Source organism: Anaerococcus martiniensis (assembly GCF_043187485.1).
Classification (GTDB): Bacteria; Bacillota; Clostridia; order Tissierellales; family Peptoniphilaceae; genus Anaerococcus; species Anaerococcus martiniensis.
Genome location: NZ_CP171106.1, coordinates 1,086,434 through 1,103,379 on the forward strand (window position 1 = coordinate 1,086,434; position 16,946 = coordinate 1,103,379).

Genomic DNA, 16,946 nt, shown 5'->3' on the forward strand with positions numbered 1-16,946 from the left:
TAAAAATGGCTAATAAAAGAAAACTTGGCAGAAGAACTGACCATAGAAATGCCATGCTTAGAAACCAAGTGACTTCTTTATTCGAAAACGGTAGAATCGAAACTACAGTTACAAGAGCTAAAGAAACACAAAAAATGGCTGAAAAAATGATCACTCTTGGCAAAGATGGCTCACTTCATGCAAGAAGACAAGCAGCTAGCTACATTTACAAACCATCTACAGTTCAAAAATTATTTGATGAAATAGCACCAGAATATGAAGAACGTAACGGTGGTTACACAAGAGTACTAAAAATGGGACCAAGAAGAGGCGACGGCTCAGAAAGAGCTATACTTGAATTAGTTTAATAAAAAAATTAAACAAAAACAAAGCCTATTGGCACGTTTTAAAATGCAAATATTTACAATTTAAAACTTAAGCATCTTTAAAGAGGTGCTTTTTTTGTGTCCATTTTTGGGTACATTGTTTATATAAGGAGTAAAAATGAAATACAAACTAGTGATATTTGATATGGATGGCCTAATCTTTGATACAGAAAAATTTTATTATGATTCGTGGTTTAGCTTTACAGATGAATATAATTTTACCTATAATCTTGAAAAAAGAAAAAAATTAGCAGGCCTAAATGGTCCAGCTATAAAAGAAATCATATCTAAAGAATTAGGAAGTGCAACCAAAGCAAGTGAATTGCGTAAAAAATTAGAAGATTATAGGTCAGAATATTTAAAAAACCTTACTGATGATTTAAAAAAAGAAGGGCTTATAGAGCTTTTAGACTTTTTAAAAGCAAATAATATAATGGCTGTAGTTGCATCCTCAAGCTCCAGAGAAAAAATTGAATATCTACTAAAAAATCAAAAAGTAGACCATTATTTTAGCTACCTTGTATCAGGACATGAGATAGAAAATGGAAAACCGAATCCAGATATTTTCTTACAAGCTTTAGATCAATCTGGTTTTGATAAAAACGAAGCCCTCATTTTAGAAGATTCCCACAACGGATACTTGGCAGCCAAAGCAAGTGGTATAGATTACTTCATTATCCATGATACAAGTTTTGAAAAAGATTTTGATGCCGAATTTGAAGCTAAAGATTTAAAAGAAATAATTAGTTATTTAAAATAAATATTCAATTATGCAACCTATTTCTTGAAACAAATATTCAGAGATGCTATAATCACATTGAGAAAAGCTTTTCACTATTGAGGTTATGATGGATTATTTGATAAAAATAAAACAAATGAAGGAAGAATTCACTCCAGCAGATCAAAAGATAGCTCAATATATAATTGATAATCCTCAACTTATTTTGGAGTCTAATTCTTCTCAGCTAGCGGAGATAATTGAAACATCCCAATCTGCTGTTGTACGCTTTGTTAAGAAAATTGGATATAAGGGCTATGTGGATTTAAAAATCGATATTGCTAAGTCTTTTGAAGATGAAAATGATTTTATAAAAGATGAGGTTATTGAAAAAGGTGATGATATTGCAAAAATACTTGCCAAAAGTAAAAATAATGTATTAACTACCACCGACAAAACCTACGCTTTACTAGATGAAGAAAATATCAAGAAAATTATTAAACTAATTATTGATTCTGACGCAATATATCTTGCGGGTGTGGGTAGCTCAGGATTGGTTTGCGAAGATTTTTTATTTAAACTACAAAGAACAGGCAAGCTATCTTTTTATCACCAAGATCCCCACACAAACCTTTCGATTTTAACAAATATCAAGAAAAATGATATTTTACTATGTATTAGCTATTCAGGCATTACAAAAGAAGTGATTTTAGCAAGCGAGTATGCAAAAGAAATTGGTGCGCCTGTAGTGGCTATAACAAAATCTTATAATAATGCTTTGGGAAAAGTTTCTGATTTCATTTTACTATTACCTGAGATTGAAAAAGAAATGCGCTTTGCTGCTATTTCTTCAAGAATTTCATCTCAAATCTTAACTGATATTCTCTATTACGGCTACCTTGCCCAAAACATGGATGCCACTAAAGAAAATATAAAAGTTTCTAAAGAACTTACAAGCAAATTAAAGGATAAATAATGTTAGGATTTTCCGTTTATTTTGAAAAAAATACTAATATTAAAAAACAAGTCTTAGATAATAAAGATTTTGATATAGTTTTTACATCCCTGCATTATCCAGCGGATGATGGAATATTTGAAGAATTTATAAAGCTTTATGAGCTTTGTAGGAAAAATAATATCAAAATTTGTGTGGATATCAATAATAAAACCTTAAAAAATCACCCAGAAATTCAAAAAATGGATCTTATTTTAAGGTTAGATTTTGGGTTTGCTATAAATGAAATAAGTAAACTATCAAAGGAAACTGAACTTGCAATAAATGCATCAACAGTTGGCAAAGATTTATTAGATAAACTAAGTAAATCTGGTTGCTACATGGAAAATATAGCTGCAATTCACAATTTTTATCCCTTGGAATATAGCGGTATAGGTGAAGAATTTTTTAAAAAGCAAAACCATATGCTAAAATCTTATGGTCTTAAGCTAGGAGCTTTTGTCCCAGGTGATGAAAGACTGCGTGGACCAGTCTTTAAGGGTCTACCGACACTTGAGGATGACCGATATAAAAAACCTTATCAAAGTTTTGTAAAATTAAATCGCAAATATCAAATGGATCTAATTTTCCTTGCTGAGGATCTTAGTCAAAGAGAGATGAATTATATCAAAAAATATACAAATGATAAAATTATCAGCCTACCATCAAGCATTGAAGAGTCTTATAAAGATTTAAAAAATATAAAAGTAAGACCAGATATTAGCGATTATTTGATAAGAAATCAAAGAGTAAAAATGGACATTCCTCCATCAAATCCCCAAAAAATTAATCGTGGGGATATAGTAATCTTAAATAATAATTCTGGGCGTTATGCTGGAGAAATTGAGATTATAAAAAAAGACTTGGGAGAAGATAATAAGAGAAATGTTATAGGAAAAGTTGACACAAATTACCAAGAAATATTGAATTATGTAAAAGGAGGAGATTTGATTGAGTTCGACAGAAGATAGAAATCCCAGATCCCATGATTTGGATTTAAAATCAAGCCGAGAAATATTGGAAATTATAAATGAGGAAGATGAAAATATTGCAAAAAAAGTATATGAATCTATAGACCAAATTGAAGCACTTACAAATGAGCTAATAAAAACCTTTAATAATGGAGGTAGATTATTTTATTTGGGAGCAGGAACTAGTGGTAGGCTTGGAGTTCTAGATGCATCAGAAACTGTACCAACTTTTTCAGTCGACCCCAAAATGGTCACAGGACTTATTGCAGGTGGTGATGATGCCTTAAGACACCCGATAGAAAATGCAGAAGATTCTAAAGATGCAGCAAAGATTGATTTGCAAAAAGAGAATCTTACATCAAATGATTTTGTGATTGGTATTGCAGCAAGTGGTAGAACTCCATATTCTATAGGGGCTGTAGAATACGCCAAGGAATTAGGAGCCAAAACAGGATCTATAGCCTGCAATAAAAAAGCAATTATTTCTAAACATGTTGATTTTCCTATAGAAATTGAAACTGGGGCAGAAGTTTTAACTGGTTCAACTCGTATGAAAGCAGGGACTGCAACAAAAATGGTTTTAAATATGATTACAACAACTTCTATGATAAAGATTGGCAAAGTTTATGATAATCTAATGGTAGATGTAAAACCAATAAACGAAAAATTAGTAGATAGGGCAAGTAAAATTATTAGCCAAGTAAGTGGCTGCGATTATGAAAAATCAACAAAATTATTAAATGAAGCTGATAACAACGTAAAACTTGCTATAATCATGGCAACAAAAGATGTGGATAGTAAAAAAGCTAGGGAAATTTTAGATAGAAACAAAGGATTTATAAGAGAGGATTTATAAATGGATAACAATAATTTAGCAAAATTATTAATTGATGACTTTGGAGGCGGCAGCAACATAAAAGAAGTTATCAATTGCATGACAAGGGTTAGAGTAAAAGTAAGAGATGATAGTAAGGTAAACTATGAGAATATTAAGACTCACGAAGGAGTAATGGGAGTTGTTGAAGGAGATCAAATCCAAGTTGTCTTAGGCCCGGGAAAAAGCGAAAAAGTTGCAAAATTGATGGCTAATCTATCAAACACAAAGTTATCTGAAGAACTAGAAGAAAGTGAAAACAAATCATATCAATCACATGAAACAGATAGGGAAAATTTAGCTAGAAGGACAAAAGAAAATAAACAAGCTTATAAGGCAAATCAAAAACAAAGTGGATTTAAGAAATTTACAGCAGCCATTGCATCAATCTTCGTACCACTTATTCCAGCATTTGTTGGAGCGGGATTAATCGGTGGTATTGCTTCAGTTTTATCAAATATGCTAACAGCAGGAAGTATTAGCGGAGATAATGTAACAACCCTTATACAAGTGCTAAATATCATGAAAAGCGGACTTTATACTTATTTAAATATTTTTATAGGTATTAACGCAGCCAAGGTATTTGGTGCTAATGAAGGACTTGGTGGAGTTGTCGGGGGTATGGTTTATCTTGCAGGTATGAATCCTGATATGCCTATCAATAACATATTCCTAGGCACACCACTTGCAGCAGGCCAGGGTGGGGTAATAGGAGTATTGCTTTCAGTTTATCTATTAGCAAAAATTGAGAATGCTCTTCACAAAGCAATTCCAGATTCCTTAGATATCATTTTAGTTCCAATGCTTTCATTACTAGCTGTTGGACTTTTAACAATGTTTATCATTATGCCATTTGCAGGACTTGTTTCAAATGCTTTAATTGGTTTCATAAACACAGTAATTAACATGGGTGGAGCAGTTTCTGGATTTATATTAGGAGCGTTATTCTTACCAATGGTAATGCTTGGACTTCACCAAATTTTAACCCCAATCCATGTTGCAATGATTGAACAACAAGGTGCAACATACCTTTTACCAATACTAGCTATGGCTGGGGCAGGACAAGTAGGGGCAGCACTTGCAGTACTTATGAAATGTAGAAAGAATAAACAAATTACAACTATTGCCAAGGGTGGACTTCCAGTTGGATTTTTGGGAATTGGAGAACCACTTATTTATGCCCTTACACTGCCAATGGGTAAAGCCTTTATTACAGCTTGTTTAGGTGGAGGTATAGGTGGTGCGGTAGTTGGTTTATTTGGCAGTATTGGTGCGACAGCGATTGGACCTTCAGGTATAGCCTTAATTCCACTCATTTATGAAGGTAGATGGTTAGGATATGTAGCAGGTCTTATTGCTGGATATATCGGTGGATTTGTTCTAACATATTTCTTTGGAATAGATGAAAAATATGTAAATGGAGCAGAACTAGATAATTCAAATAGATTTGAGTTTAAATAAATGTTTAAATTTAAAAGATAAGGGAAGTCCCTTATCTTTTTTTGTTTCCTAAATTAGAATATATTGTCAATAAACGTTTAAATTTCAATATTCATTACTTTTAAATTTATTTGCCAATTAAATAATAAAATGATATAGTTATAAGAAAGAAAGTTTAAATTAATAAACAACAAGGGATGGATTTATGGAAAAAGCACTTGTAGATAAACTAAGAAAAACTTATTTTCCGGTGTTAAACTCGATGGATGATTGGGTTCGCATTGTCGATCCTAGCGGTGAGACTATTTATATCAATCAAACATTATCTGAGGCAAAAGAAAAGTCTAAAGAATTAGAAATATATTTAAATGAAAATCTTCCCCTTAATTTATCTTCCGAAAATGAGGCTATCAGAGATACAACAGTTGTTGAGGAAAAATTAATCTCCGACAGATATTATAGTATCAAGGCTTCTCCTATTTTTATGGATGACATTTATACCGGTATTGTAGAGGTGTTCCGTGATATTACCCGCGAAACGATGATGAAAATCGAGCTTTTTGATGCAAATAGGTCTATGCTTGATGATATTAGATTTGTTAGAAAAGTCCAATCATCAATCTTGCCTAAGGATAAAATATACGGAAATATCGACCTTTCGGGTATCTATATCCCAAGTGCAAATGTTTCTGGTGATTTATATGATATTGTAAAAATCGATGATGACAAATATGCATTTTATATTGCTGATGTTATGGGCCATGGGGTCAAATCATCGATATTGACTATGTTTATCAAGGTATCTGTATTCTCGATTTTTGATAAGCATCCAGATTTTTCACCCTCTGAGGCTCTTTTAAGACTTCGTAAGAGGTTTTATGAACTAGAAATGGATTCATCACAATATTTTACTGCTTGGCTAGGTATTTTTGACTTTAAAGAAAACACCTTAACATATTCAAATGCTGGTCACAATTGCCCGCCTATGATTTTTAAAAATCACAATAGCGAATGCGCATATTTGCATGGAAATGGTAGGATGATTTCAAATATTATCGAGCCTGATGTCTACAACGAAATAAATATAAAATTAAAAAATGACGATAAAATTTTATTTTTTACAGATGGGGCAATAGAAGCAACTAATGAAGATAAAAAAGAATATGGATTAGCTAGACTCGAAGAATCTTTCTACAAGCACAAGGAATTAAAAAAGGTTTACGAGGACATCGAGGAATTCACCTGGGGCGAGCAGCAAGATGATATAACCCTAGCAATGATTTCTTATAAGGAGAATTAAATGCAATTAAATAGACTAATTGACCATACAAATTTAAAGGCAGATGCAACAAAAGCTGATATTAAAAAACTTGTAGATGAAGCAGTAGAACACGATTTTTTTAGTGTTTGTGTCAATTCATCTTTTGTAAAATTTATCAAAGAATATAACGACCAAGTAACCATTGCGACAGTGGTAGGTTTTCCATTAGGAGCAATGTCTACACGTGCAAAGGCCTATGAAACCAAATGCGCTATCGAAGATGGGGCAAGTGAAATTGACATGGTTATAGAAATTGGCCGCCTAAAAGAAGGCGACTATGACTATGTTCTAGAAGACATAAAAGCTGTTAAAGAAGCTTGTGGAGATAATGTTTTAAAGGTAATTATTGAAACATGCTTACTAAATGAAGAAGAAATCGTAAAGGCTTGTGAACTATCAGTAGAAGCTGGGGCAGAATTTGTAAAAACATCTACAGGATTTTCAACAGGCGGAGCAAAAGCTTCGGATATAGCCCTAATGAGAAAAACTGTAGGACCAGACCTTGGAGTAAAGGCATCTGGTGGCATCCACACAAAAGATCAAGCCCTTGAAATGGTAGAAAATGGCGCAACAAGAATAGGTGCCAGCAAATCAATAGATATTTGTAAATAGGAAAATTATGGCAAATGAAGTCATGATGCAATCCTTCGAGTGGGATACTTGGGGTGATGGCAGTTTTTATAAAAATTTAAGAAAAAATGCAAAAAAATTAAAGGAAAATGGTATAGATGATCTTTGGCTACCACCAATGACAAAGGGTGGATCAGATATGGATGTTGGCTATGGTGCCTATGACCTTTGGGATTTGGGCGAGTTTGACCAAAAAGGAACTATTCGTACCAAATACGGCACCAAAGAAGAGCTCCACCAAGCAATAGATGCCCTCCATGAAGCAGGCATTAAATGCTATGCCGATGTTGTTTTAAATCACAAGGGCAATGGAGATGAAAAAGAGAAATTCCAAGCGATTATGGTCGATCAAAACAACCGTACAATAGATGTTTCTGATGCCCATGACATTGAAGCTTGGACACATTTTACATTTCCAGGACGAGCTGGCAAATATTCTGAAATGCAATGGCACTGGTATCACTTTACTGGTGTTGACTATGATGATTTATCAGGTACATCTGCGGTTTATAGGATAGTTGGAGATGGCAAATACTGGGATGATGATGTTTCAAATGAAAAAGGCAACTTTGATTATTTGATGAACAATGACATCGACCACAATCACCCAGAAGTACGCGAAGAATTATTTAAATGGGCTGATTGGTTTATTGATGAAACAAAAGTAGATGGCTTCCGATACGATGCCCTAAAACACATATCAGAAGAATTCATCCACGACTTATCTTGCCACATAATTGATGAAAAGGGCGTTGAAAATTTCTATTTATTTGGTGAATTTTGGCAATACTCTAAAGAATCTATGGAAGAATATTTAGAATCCACATCCTACCAAGTAGATTTATTTGATGTGCCCTTACATTTTCATTTGGAAGAAGCCAGCAAGTCTATGGGCAATTACGATATGAGAAAAATATTTGATAATACAATCGTAAAAGATTTCCCAGAGCAAGCTGTAACCTTTGTAGACAACCACGACAGCCAACCTGGCCAAGGCTTAGAATCTTGGGTAGAAGATTGGTTTAAAGAAATTGCCTACGCACTAATATTATTTAGAAAAGATGGCTATCCTTGTATTTTTGCAGGTGATTACTATGGTCTATGTGGGCCGGTAAAAACCGATCCATTAGAAGAAATGATAAATAATATGATAAGTGTCCGCAAAAATTACAATTACGGCGATCAAGATGATTATTTTGATGACCCAGCTGTAATTGGATGGGTAAGACGTGGTGATGCTGAGCACAAACCACTTGCAGTTTTGATTTCCATTAAGGATATGGCGGAAAAACAAATGCATGTTGGAGAATCTGAAGCAGGAGCAAGCTACGTTGACTTATCTGGAAAAAATGAAGATGTTATAATAGATGAAGGCGGAAACGGAGTATTCACAGTTGGCCCAGGACAAGTAACATATTGGGTAAACAAAGAAACATTATGAAATATTACGCAGTAAAAAAAGGCAGAAATCCTGGGATATACACATCCTGGGATTCTTGTTTAGAAGAAGTAAAAGGATATAGTGGAGCGATTTACAAATCCTTTAAGACCCTAGAAGATGCAAATGAATTTATGACAGGGATTAAAGAAGAAATAGAAATTGGTCCAAACTCAGCAATAGCCTATGTTGACGGATCCTACAATCAAAAATTAAAAGTCTATGGGGCAGGAGTAGTTTACATTACAGAAGGTGAAGAAATAGAGTTGATGAAATCATTTGATGATTCATACCATACCCACAGGAATGTAGCGGGTGAAGTAAAAGCAAGCGAACTTGCAATAGCAAAGGCTATAGAAGATAAAAAAAATCAAATAATAATCTACCACGATTATCAAGGCATAGCATCATGGGCTACGGGAGACTGGAAAACAAATAATGATTTAACCAAGTCCTACAAAAAATTTATAGATGAAGCTAGAAAAAATATTGGAATTGACTTTGTAAAAGTAAAGGGACATTCTAATGATAAATATAATGATAGGGCTGATAGTTTGGCAAAAATAGCCTGTGGTATACAGTAAAAATGGAGAGGAATTTGATCCCCTCCATTTTTTATATTTTTATATGGATATAAAAATAATATACTAGTTTATAACTTATAAATATGTACTCAAATTATTTCTTACTTACAGATTTACTAAATTTTCAAATTAAGTTATCTTCTAAATCTCGAAAAATCAGTGTTCTATCCACTAAAATTATTTACACGATTATAAAAATGTAAAAATTAAGTGAGCTGATACTCCTGCTACAATTCCACCGATTGTGTGAGATAAAATTGCAGGTCCTGTTAATTCTTTTGCATCTATGGCATCCATCATTGCAACGTGAGTTGATAGATATCCTGACCAACACATACAAATAGCTGTAAATACTGCCAAATCATTTGCAGTTGCAAGATTGTCTGCTACTAAGTTTTTAGCTAGTCCCATTGATGCTCCAGCAGATCCTAAAGCAGTGATTGGGACAGCTATAGACTCTGAATGAGTAAATCCAAATAAAGGATTTAAGATGAATGATAACTTATCACCAATCCATGGTAAAACAGGTACTCCTTCACTGGCAGCACCTGTATAGACTCCGTTTGCTCCAGCTGAATTTGTTAGTAGCATTATCATAGTACAAATGCCAATTACTCCAGGGATAATAGAAAGACCCATGTCTACTCCAGTTTTTCCACCATCTAATAAGGCTTCAATAAATCTACGGCCAATAGATCCATCCCTTGTTACTCTCGTATTTTTAGGAACATCTTTTAAACTTTCTACCTCTACCATCTCATCAGTATTAAAAGCTTTTTTAGTAAAGATTTGCATAATCCTAACACTAGCAATAGAACCTATAAAAGCTCCAAGAGTACCGATTAGAGCAGCTTTTCCTGCTCCTTCAAGAGGAAGAGATCCTAAAGTTGTAGTAACTATAAGACCCATTCCAAATGAAGTACCTAGGTTGGTCAAAGAAGGTAACTGGTACTTTTTAAATAAAGCTTTAAAGTTATCTTCGTGGGCTAGAGGCAATATGGATGGGTTATCAGATAAGTAGCAATTTATAATACCTAGAGATGCTGCGCCAGGTAAATTATAGATAGGCTTCATAATTTTTGATAAAAGTAAATCTATCAAAGATATAAAACCAAACTCTGAAAAAATTGCAGAAAGCGCACCTGTCAAAACTGATATGGCCATTATAAAAAAGCAAGTGTTAATTAACAAGTCATAGGCACTATTCATCATTGTAGATATCATATTTGAAACGCCCATTACCCTACCTATTGAAGCAAATATACCAAAAAATACCAGGACAAATATCAGGTTCTCTGCTCCAATCTTCTTTACATATTTCTTATTCATGTTATACTCCTTACAATCTATAAGTTGAATAGACTACTATATAATTAAATTATAAGAGAAGAAGAAAACGTTGTCAAATATAATTTGATTTTTAACTAATAATTGGTATAATAATGTTGAATTGGAAATGAAGTTCTTCCATGAATTAATTCAAAACCGCTACATGCTGATGACTTCTGCTTTTGCAGGAGCCACCAGCTTTTTTTATTGGTATCTTATAAGGAGAAAATATGTTAACTGATTTTGCAATAATTTTTATCTTTGGGATTTTTATGGCCCTTATTTTTGAGAAAATTGGCCTAGCACCTATCATTGGTATGCTTATAGCAGGCATAATTATTAGTCCGAATCAAATGAATTTGGTTAGTGAAAATATTTTTAATCTATCTAATGACCTTAGGCAAATTGCCCTTGTGGTTATATTAAGTCGAGCCGGACTTACTTTAAATTTTGAAAAGCTAAAAAAAGTTGGCAGGCCAGCTATTTTACTGAGTTTTCTGCCAGCTACTATTGAAATGCTTGCTATTATATTTCTTGCTCAAAGATTTTTTAATCTTAACGTGATTGATGCTGGAATTATGGCGGCAGTCCTTGCTGCAGTGAGTCCTGCCATTGTAGTTCCTTGCATGATAAAACTAATAGATGAGGGTTATGGGGCAGATAAAAATATTCCTGAGATGATTTTGGCTGGTTCAAGTGTTGATGATGTTTTTGTAATTGTATTTTTCTCATCATTTTTGGCCTTAAAAACTGGAGGACAATTGTCGGCTATGAGCTTTATAAATATTCCAATTTCAATTATAACTGGCGTAATTTTTGGGATTATAATTGGAAAAGTTTTTGCATTTATCTTTGAAAAAATAGATATAAATGAGATTTATAAGGCAATGATTTTTATAAGTATTGCATTTTTTAGCTTAGAATTACAAAAAATAATTGAAACTAAGATTGGCTTTGCTGCTTTAATATCAATTATGGCAGCAGGAATAGCTATAAATCAAGAGAATCCAAAACTAGCCAATGAATTATTATTTTCATACAACCGCTTATGGAAGGTATTTGAATTGCTATTATTTGTATTAGTTGGGATTTCTGTGGACTTGGCCTATGTAAAAGAAGCAGGATTTTTGGCAGTAATTTTAATTATAATTGGCCTAATTTTTAGAATGCTTGGAGTAAATATATCACTTATAAAAACAAATTTAAATAAAAAAGAAAGACTTTTTACATCTCTTGCATATATACCAAAGGCAACTGTTCAGGCAGCCATAGGTCCAGTTGCCCTACAAATGGGACTAGCAAGTGGAAATTTAATCCTATCAGTATCTGTAATAGCTATTTTACTTACAGCACCTTTAGGTGCAATATTAACTGATAAAACATATAAAAAACTATTAAAAAAGAGTTAGCATATGCTAACTCTTAATTATTTTCTTCTTCTACTCTTTTTACTTCATCAGCTAATTTTAAATAATAGTTTTGAGCGACCTCTAGTTCAAATAGGCTTGAGTCATCGAAATAGGCTTGCATTTCATCTATTAATTTTGCAAGTTTTTTATCTTCGCCGTGTTTTTCTTTTAATTCTGCTGCCCTTTCTACTAATCCATTTATTTTGTGGATTAGGCCCATCATTTTGCCTTCACGGTCATTTTCTATTAGCAATTCTCTAAGGGTCCATTTGACGTTATTTTCTGTTTCCCCAGCTTTGTGTTGGATAGCTAGGCCAGCTTGTCTCATTTCATCTAAGAATCCAAACAATTGGTCTCGATCAAAATTTTCAAATAGGATAAAAGGAAAATCAAGACTTGGATCATCTTCAAGCTTCTCATCTCTTTTTTCATAGCCTTCATGACCTACTAGATATCCAACATACTGATCAACATCTTTCTTTTCTGCACGGATAATTTGAACCTTGTTTTTCAATGCTAGCAGTTCAAATTTTTCCATATCATAATTCTCGTCTATATTATATAATAAAACTTTTGCCATAATACCTCGCTTTTTATATTAACTATACTTATCATTTAATTGATAAACAAATGAGCCTTTTGGGTATAAGTACTATTAAGTAAGATCATTATGGAGGACATATGGCAATCAAGACAACAAACTTATATGAAAGAGAAGATTATAAATTAAAATTAAATCAAGTTGAAGATTTACTAAGACAAGCTAAGGATGTTGAAAATCTATTGGCTAGAGCTGAAAGTAAAATAAATGGCAAATATGATTTTTCATCACACCAAGTCTTAAGAGGGAATTTCTTAGGTAATTTGCTAAGAGGCAATAAAGTTAGTGCGGTAAATAATAACATCGACCGTGCCCAACAAGCACTTTTAGATTTTCATGCAAATATTTTGTTATTTGATGAAAAATTAGCAAATAAAATTTCCCTACCAAGTAAAATGAGCGAATTTTCTTCTGCAAATGGCAAGGGTTCTGACATTGCAATTAGAACAAATATGCGTTTAAAAGAATTTGATATTACTAAGGCAAAACGAACTATGCAAACAATTATTAGAAGACTTGAAAGTGAAAGAAAAAAAGCTGCTTACGAGATTTCTAAGGAAAAAGAATTATTCGAATACGAAAAAGATAAAAATAAGGGTGCACTATAGAAAAAACTGCAAGGATTTCTTGCAGTTTTTATTTGTATATTTCTAAATTATTAGCCAATAACCTTTCAATAGCATAGGCAACTCCAGATTGTAAATTATTTTTAGTTATAAAATCAGCATGGATTTTAAGTTCTGGAACTGCATTTGCCATGGCTACTGCAAATCCTGCTTGCTCTAGCATAGGTATATCATTTCTTTCATTGCCAATGCTCATTATTTCTTCTTGGCCAACTCCAAGATCCTTGGCCATAACGGAAATCGCATAGCCTTTGTTTGTGCTTTTGTTCATAACCTCTATTAAAAATGGAGCAGTTCTTACAGCATAATAGTTTTCAACCAATTCCTGTGGCATATTTTTGTAAAGCCTATCCATCTCAGATTTTCTACCCATAATTAAAATCCTACCAAAAGTTTTATCTTCAGGAAAGTCATCATATTGGATAACTTGTAGGGGAAGTCTTGAGATTTTTGCATCTATTTTTGTATAGATATTAGGCTTTACATGGCGGCTATAAAAGCTTTCATGGTCCATAGCTGAGATTTGAATATCAAAATTTTTTAGCAAATCATCAATTATTTTTAAATCAATAGGATTTTGAAAGGTCCCAGATAGGGGTTTGTGGGTAAAATTATCAAAAATGTAAGATCCGTTTTGGCAAACGGTAAAATTGCCCTCTTGATTTAATTTTAGCCTCTCAACCAAGGGTTGCATGCCTGAATATGGCCTGCCAGATGCCAAGGCTATATGAACACCTGCTTTTTTTGCTTTTTCAATGGCTATAATATTAGATTTTGTTAATCTTTTTAGTGGGGTAAGCAAAGTGCCATCCACATCAATGGTTATAAGTTTAATCATAAAATTATTATATTATATTATTAAATTTAGTAAATGGTAAAAGTTGGACTATATATAAAAAATGGTAAATTCTATGTAAATAAAACTTTACATATGAATACTATTTCCTAAAAAAATTATTTTATAGTATTGGCTAAATTATCGCATATAAAAAGTTAATTTAGATTTTTTGAAATAAATGTTTGACAACGATTTGCAAACGATTTATAATATACATAGAGATACAAAAGAAAAAAATTGCGATTTGTATCTGTATTTTTGCGAATATATAGGAGGAAATTTTATGATTATTGGAGTACCTACAGAGATTAAAAATAACGAAAACCGTGTTTCTGCAACACCAGGAGCAGTATCAGAATTCGTTAAAAACAATCACGAAGTTTATGTACAAAAAGGTGCAGGACTAGGTTCTGGTATTACAGATGAAGAATTCGTAGAAGCAGGAGCAACAATCCTAGACACAGCTGAAGAAGTTTGGGAAAAAGCTGAATTGATCTACAAAGTTAAAGAACCAATTGAAAGCGAATACAAATATTTCAAAGAAGGTCAAATCATCTACACATACCTACACTTATCAGCTGACCCAGAATTAACAAAACACTTAGTAGAAAAAAAAGTAACAGGTATTGCATTTGAAACAGTTCAAAAAGGTCGCTTACTTCCACTTCTAAAACCAATGAGTGAAGTAGCTGGTAGAATGGCTGTTCAAGAAGGTGCTAAGTTCTTATTAAAAACAAATGGTGGTAAAGGTAAATTATTAAACGGTGTTCCTGGAGTAGCTCCAGCATACGTAGTAGTTATCGGTGCAGGTACAGTAGGATCTGCAGCTACAAAAATTGCCGTAGGTATGGGAGCTAGAGTAAAAGTTCTTGATGTAAATGTAGAAGCTCTTGCTAGACTTGAAGAAATTCACGGTTCAAAAATTGAAACAGAATACTCAAACCCACTAAACATAGAAAAAGCAGTTAAAGATGCTGACTTAGTAGTTTCTACAGTACTTATCCCAGGACGTAAAGCTCCACAACTAGTAAAAGAATACATGGTTGAAGAAATGGAAGCAGGTTCTGTAATCGTAGACGTTGCTATCGACCAAGGTGGTTCTACAGACCTTACAAAAGGTCACCCAACAACACACGATGAACCAACATTCGTAGAACACGATGTAATTCACTACTCAGTAGCAAACATGCCAGGAGCAGCTGCACTTACATCAACATATGCATTATCAAACGCTACAACAAGATACGGTGTACAAATCGCAAACTTAGGTGCGCTTGAAGCAGCTAAAAAATTCCCAGAACTAATCCCAGGGATCAACACACACGATGGATATGTAACACTTGAAGGTGTTGCTGATGACCTTGGTTACGAATACAAAGATCTTGGACTAGATAAATAATATTAGAAAAAGATTTAGCATATAAAAAGACACGCAAGAAGCGTGTCTTTTGTGCTAAATAGCTATAAATAAAATATTAATAAAATTCTTTGAAGAAATATGAAAACGTTTATCGAGCTTGTAGGTTCGCTAAGTGACTTTCTATGGGTTATCCCTGTGATTATAGTCATGCTTTTAGGCGGATTACTTCTAATCTATAAAACTCGAGCCTGGGTTTTTAAAAACTCTGGCTATATATTTAAAAATACCTTTGGCAAATATGACTACGAAATTTTCAGAGATTACTTTAGCAGTTGCTACCCGTGAAAAAGATGAAATCGGAGAATTTTCTGGTGGTCCTATGTACTATCTAGAAAATGGACTTAATATGAGATGGCTTGCAATTTTATTTTCTGTTTTTGGAGCTATTGCCATTCTTGGTACAGGATCTCTAGTTCAAACTAATGCTATGGCAAACTCTATCCATACTATTACAGGTATAGATCTTAGGATAATAGGAATTGTTATTATGATTCTTATGATAGTTATCATTATTGGTGGTATCAAAAGAATCGGAGCCTTTGCAGAAAAAGTTGTTCCACTAATGAGTGTTTTATATCTTGGTGCAACAATAGTTATTTTAGTAATTTATAGAAATGAATTACTTCCAACCCTTGGATACATAGTAAGGGATGCTTTTCAACCAACCGCAGCAGTTGGAGGATTTGCAGGTGCTACTGTACTAATTACTATCCGCCACGGGCTTGCAAGAGGTATTTTCTCAAATGAAGCAGGACTAGGTTCTGCACCAATGGCGCACGCCGCAGCACACACAGACCACCCTGTTCGTCAAGGTATGTGGGGAGCTATTGAAGTATTTGTATCTTCAATTTTAATCTGTACTATGACAGCACTAGTAATTATTTGTTCAGGATTATGGTCAGATGCAAATGTAGATGCAAATAAATTAACAGCAGCAGCTTTTGAAAAAGCCTTGCCAGTAGGTGGAGAAATGCTTGTAAGTATAGGCCTAATGTTCTTTGCATTTACAACTTTAGTTTCTTGGTATTACTATGGAGATAAATGTATATCTTATATTACTAAATCAAAAGCCATACGTAATATATATAAAGCAATCTATATTATATTTTCAGTGATAGGATCTCTAGGTGGACTTAAATTTGTATGGTCAATCTCAGATGTGGCTAATGCTCTGATGGTAGTACCAAACTTTATTGGTTTGATATTACTTTCAAAGCAGTTAGTATGGCTTGTACGCGACTTTAATAAAAACTATAAAGATACTGGCAAACTCGGTAATTACAATTGGACCTTTGATAACCACTGGGGTGCAGTATTTGAAAAACGTAAGAAAAAAGAAAATCAAGTATTTGAAGAATACGATTATGACAACTAGGGTATAGTCTCCC

The 16,946-nt window shown here is 33.3% G+C and carries 17 protein-coding genes and 1 riboswitch; of the genes, 14 read left to right on the forward strand and 3 right to left on the reverse strand.

Translation table 11 applies throughout. The features are described 5' to 3' along the window. Positions 1 to 5 precede the first annotated feature (5 nt). From rplQ to ACF3NF_RS05465, 10 genes are all read left to right on the forward strand, one after another. Complete coding sequence (gene rplQ / locus ACF3NF_RS05420; RefSeq protein WP_203126138.1) at positions 6 to 347, forward strand: 50S ribosomal protein L17; 342 nt, start codon at positions 6 to 8, stop codon at positions 345 to 347. 136 nt (positions 348 to 483) lie between these two features. After that, positions 484 to 1,125, forward strand: coding sequence for an HAD family hydrolase (locus ACF3NF_RS05425; RefSeq protein WP_394022506.1), 642 nt, complete (start codon positions 484 to 486; stop codon positions 1,123 to 1,125). Between the two features lie 88 nt (positions 1,126 to 1,213). Next, positions 1,214 to 2,059 carry a MurR/RpiR family transcriptional regulator gene (locus ACF3NF_RS05430; RefSeq protein WP_394022507.1) on the forward strand — a complete coding sequence of 282 codons (846 nt, stop codon included), beginning with the start codon at positions 1,214 to 1,216 and terminating at the stop codon, positions 2,057 to 2,059. Continuing rightward, on the forward strand, positions 2,059 to 3,048 hold the full coding sequence (locus ACF3NF_RS05435) for a MupG family TIM beta-alpha barrel fold protein (protein WP_394022508.1): 990 nt from the start codon (positions 2,059 to 2,061) through the stop codon (positions 3,046 to 3,048). The genes ACF3NF_RS05430 and ACF3NF_RS05435 overlap by 1 nt, the downstream gene beginning before the upstream one ends. Further along, positions 3,029 to 3,904: an N-acetylmuramic acid 6-phosphate etherase gene (murQ, locus tag ACF3NF_RS05440; protein ID WP_394022509.1), complete on the forward strand. Its 876-nt coding sequence runs from the start codon at positions 3,029 to 3,031 to the stop codon at positions 3,902 to 3,904. Before ACF3NF_RS05435 ends, murQ begins: the two co-directional genes overlap by 20 nt. Beyond that, entirely contained in the window at positions 3,905 to 5,383 is a 1,479-nt protein-coding gene (locus ACF3NF_RS05445) for a PTS transporter subunit EIIC (protein WP_394022510.1), read from the forward strand. A 184-nt stretch (positions 5,384 to 5,567) separates the two neighbouring features. Then, positions 5,568 to 6,662, forward strand: a complete 1,095-nt coding sequence (locus tag ACF3NF_RS05450; protein WP_394022511.1) for a SpoIIE family protein phosphatase — start codon at positions 5,568 to 5,570, stop codon at positions 6,660 to 6,662. Further along, a complete protein-coding gene (gene deoC, locus ACF3NF_RS05455; RefSeq protein WP_394022512.1) occupies positions 6,663 to 7,295 on the forward strand; it encodes a deoxyribose-phosphate aldolase in 633 nt (210 codons plus the stop codon). Between the two features lie 7 nt (positions 7,296 to 7,302). Continuing rightward, positions 7,303 to 8,754 carry an alpha-amylase gene (locus tag ACF3NF_RS05460; RefSeq protein ID WP_394022513.1) on the forward strand — a complete coding sequence of 484 codons (1,452 nt, stop codon included), beginning with the start codon at positions 7,303 to 7,305 and terminating at the stop codon, positions 8,752 to 8,754. Then, on the forward strand, positions 8,751 to 9,335 hold the full coding sequence (locus ACF3NF_RS05465) for a ribonuclease H1 domain-containing protein (protein ID WP_394022514.1): 585 nt from the start codon (positions 8,751 to 8,753) through the stop codon (positions 9,333 to 9,335). Before ACF3NF_RS05460 ends, ACF3NF_RS05465 begins: the two co-directional genes overlap by 4 nt. Positions 9,336 to 9,524: 189 nt before the next feature. Here ACF3NF_RS05465 and ACF3NF_RS05470 read toward each other — a convergent pair whose 3' ends face one another. Continuing rightward, positions 9,525 to 10,664 (reverse strand): CD0519/CD1768 family membrane protein, encoded by a 1,140-nt coding sequence (locus ACF3NF_RS05470; RefSeq protein ID WP_394022515.1) that lies wholly within the window; start codon positions 10,662 to 10,664, stop codon positions 9,525 to 9,527. A 114-nt stretch (positions 10,665 to 10,778) separates the two neighbouring features. Further along, positions 10,779 to 10,850: riboswitch (Fluoride riboswitch) on the forward strand. Positions 10,851 to 10,894: 44 nt separating this feature from the next. Here ACF3NF_RS05470 and ACF3NF_RS05475 point away from each other — a divergent pair. Beyond that, on the forward strand, positions 10,895 to 12,073 hold the full coding sequence (locus ACF3NF_RS05475; protein WP_394022516.1) for a cation:proton antiporter: 1,179 nt from the start codon (positions 10,895 to 10,897) through the stop codon (positions 12,071 to 12,073). 13 nt (positions 12,074 to 12,086) lie between these two features. Here ACF3NF_RS05475 and ACF3NF_RS05480 read toward each other — a convergent pair whose 3' ends face one another. Continuing rightward, a complete protein-coding gene (locus tag ACF3NF_RS05480) occupies positions 12,087 to 12,653 on the reverse strand; it encodes a DUF3783 domain-containing protein (RefSeq protein WP_394022517.1) in 567 nt (188 codons plus the stop codon). 101 nt (positions 12,654 to 12,754) lie between these two features. Between ACF3NF_RS05480 and ACF3NF_RS05485 the strand changes: the two genes are divergently transcribed. Next, on the forward strand, positions 12,755 to 13,282 hold the full coding sequence (locus tag ACF3NF_RS05485) for a hypothetical protein (protein WP_394022518.1): 528 nt from the start codon (positions 12,755 to 12,757) through the stop codon (positions 13,280 to 13,282). Between the two features lie 28 nt (positions 13,283 to 13,310). On the opposite strand, the gene ACF3NF_RS05490 is transcribed toward ACF3NF_RS05485, so the two are convergent. Beyond that, positions 13,311 to 14,138: a Cof-type HAD-IIB family hydrolase gene (locus ACF3NF_RS05490; protein ID WP_394022519.1), complete on the reverse strand. Its 828-nt coding sequence runs from the start codon at positions 14,136 to 14,138 to the stop codon at positions 13,311 to 13,313. A gap of 283 nt (positions 14,139 to 14,421) precedes the next feature. Here ACF3NF_RS05490 and ald point away from each other — a divergent pair, with 283 nt between their 5' ends. Then, entirely contained in the window at positions 14,422 to 15,537 is a 1,116-nt protein-coding gene (gene ald / locus ACF3NF_RS05495) for an alanine dehydrogenase (protein ID WP_394022520.1), read from the forward strand. A 259-nt stretch (positions 15,538 to 15,796) separates the two neighbouring features. Then, a complete protein-coding gene (locus ACF3NF_RS05500; RefSeq protein WP_394022521.1) occupies positions 15,797 to 16,933 on the forward strand; it encodes an alanine/glycine:cation symporter family protein in 1,137 nt (378 codons plus the stop codon). Positions 16,934 to 16,946 lie beyond the last annotated feature (13 nt).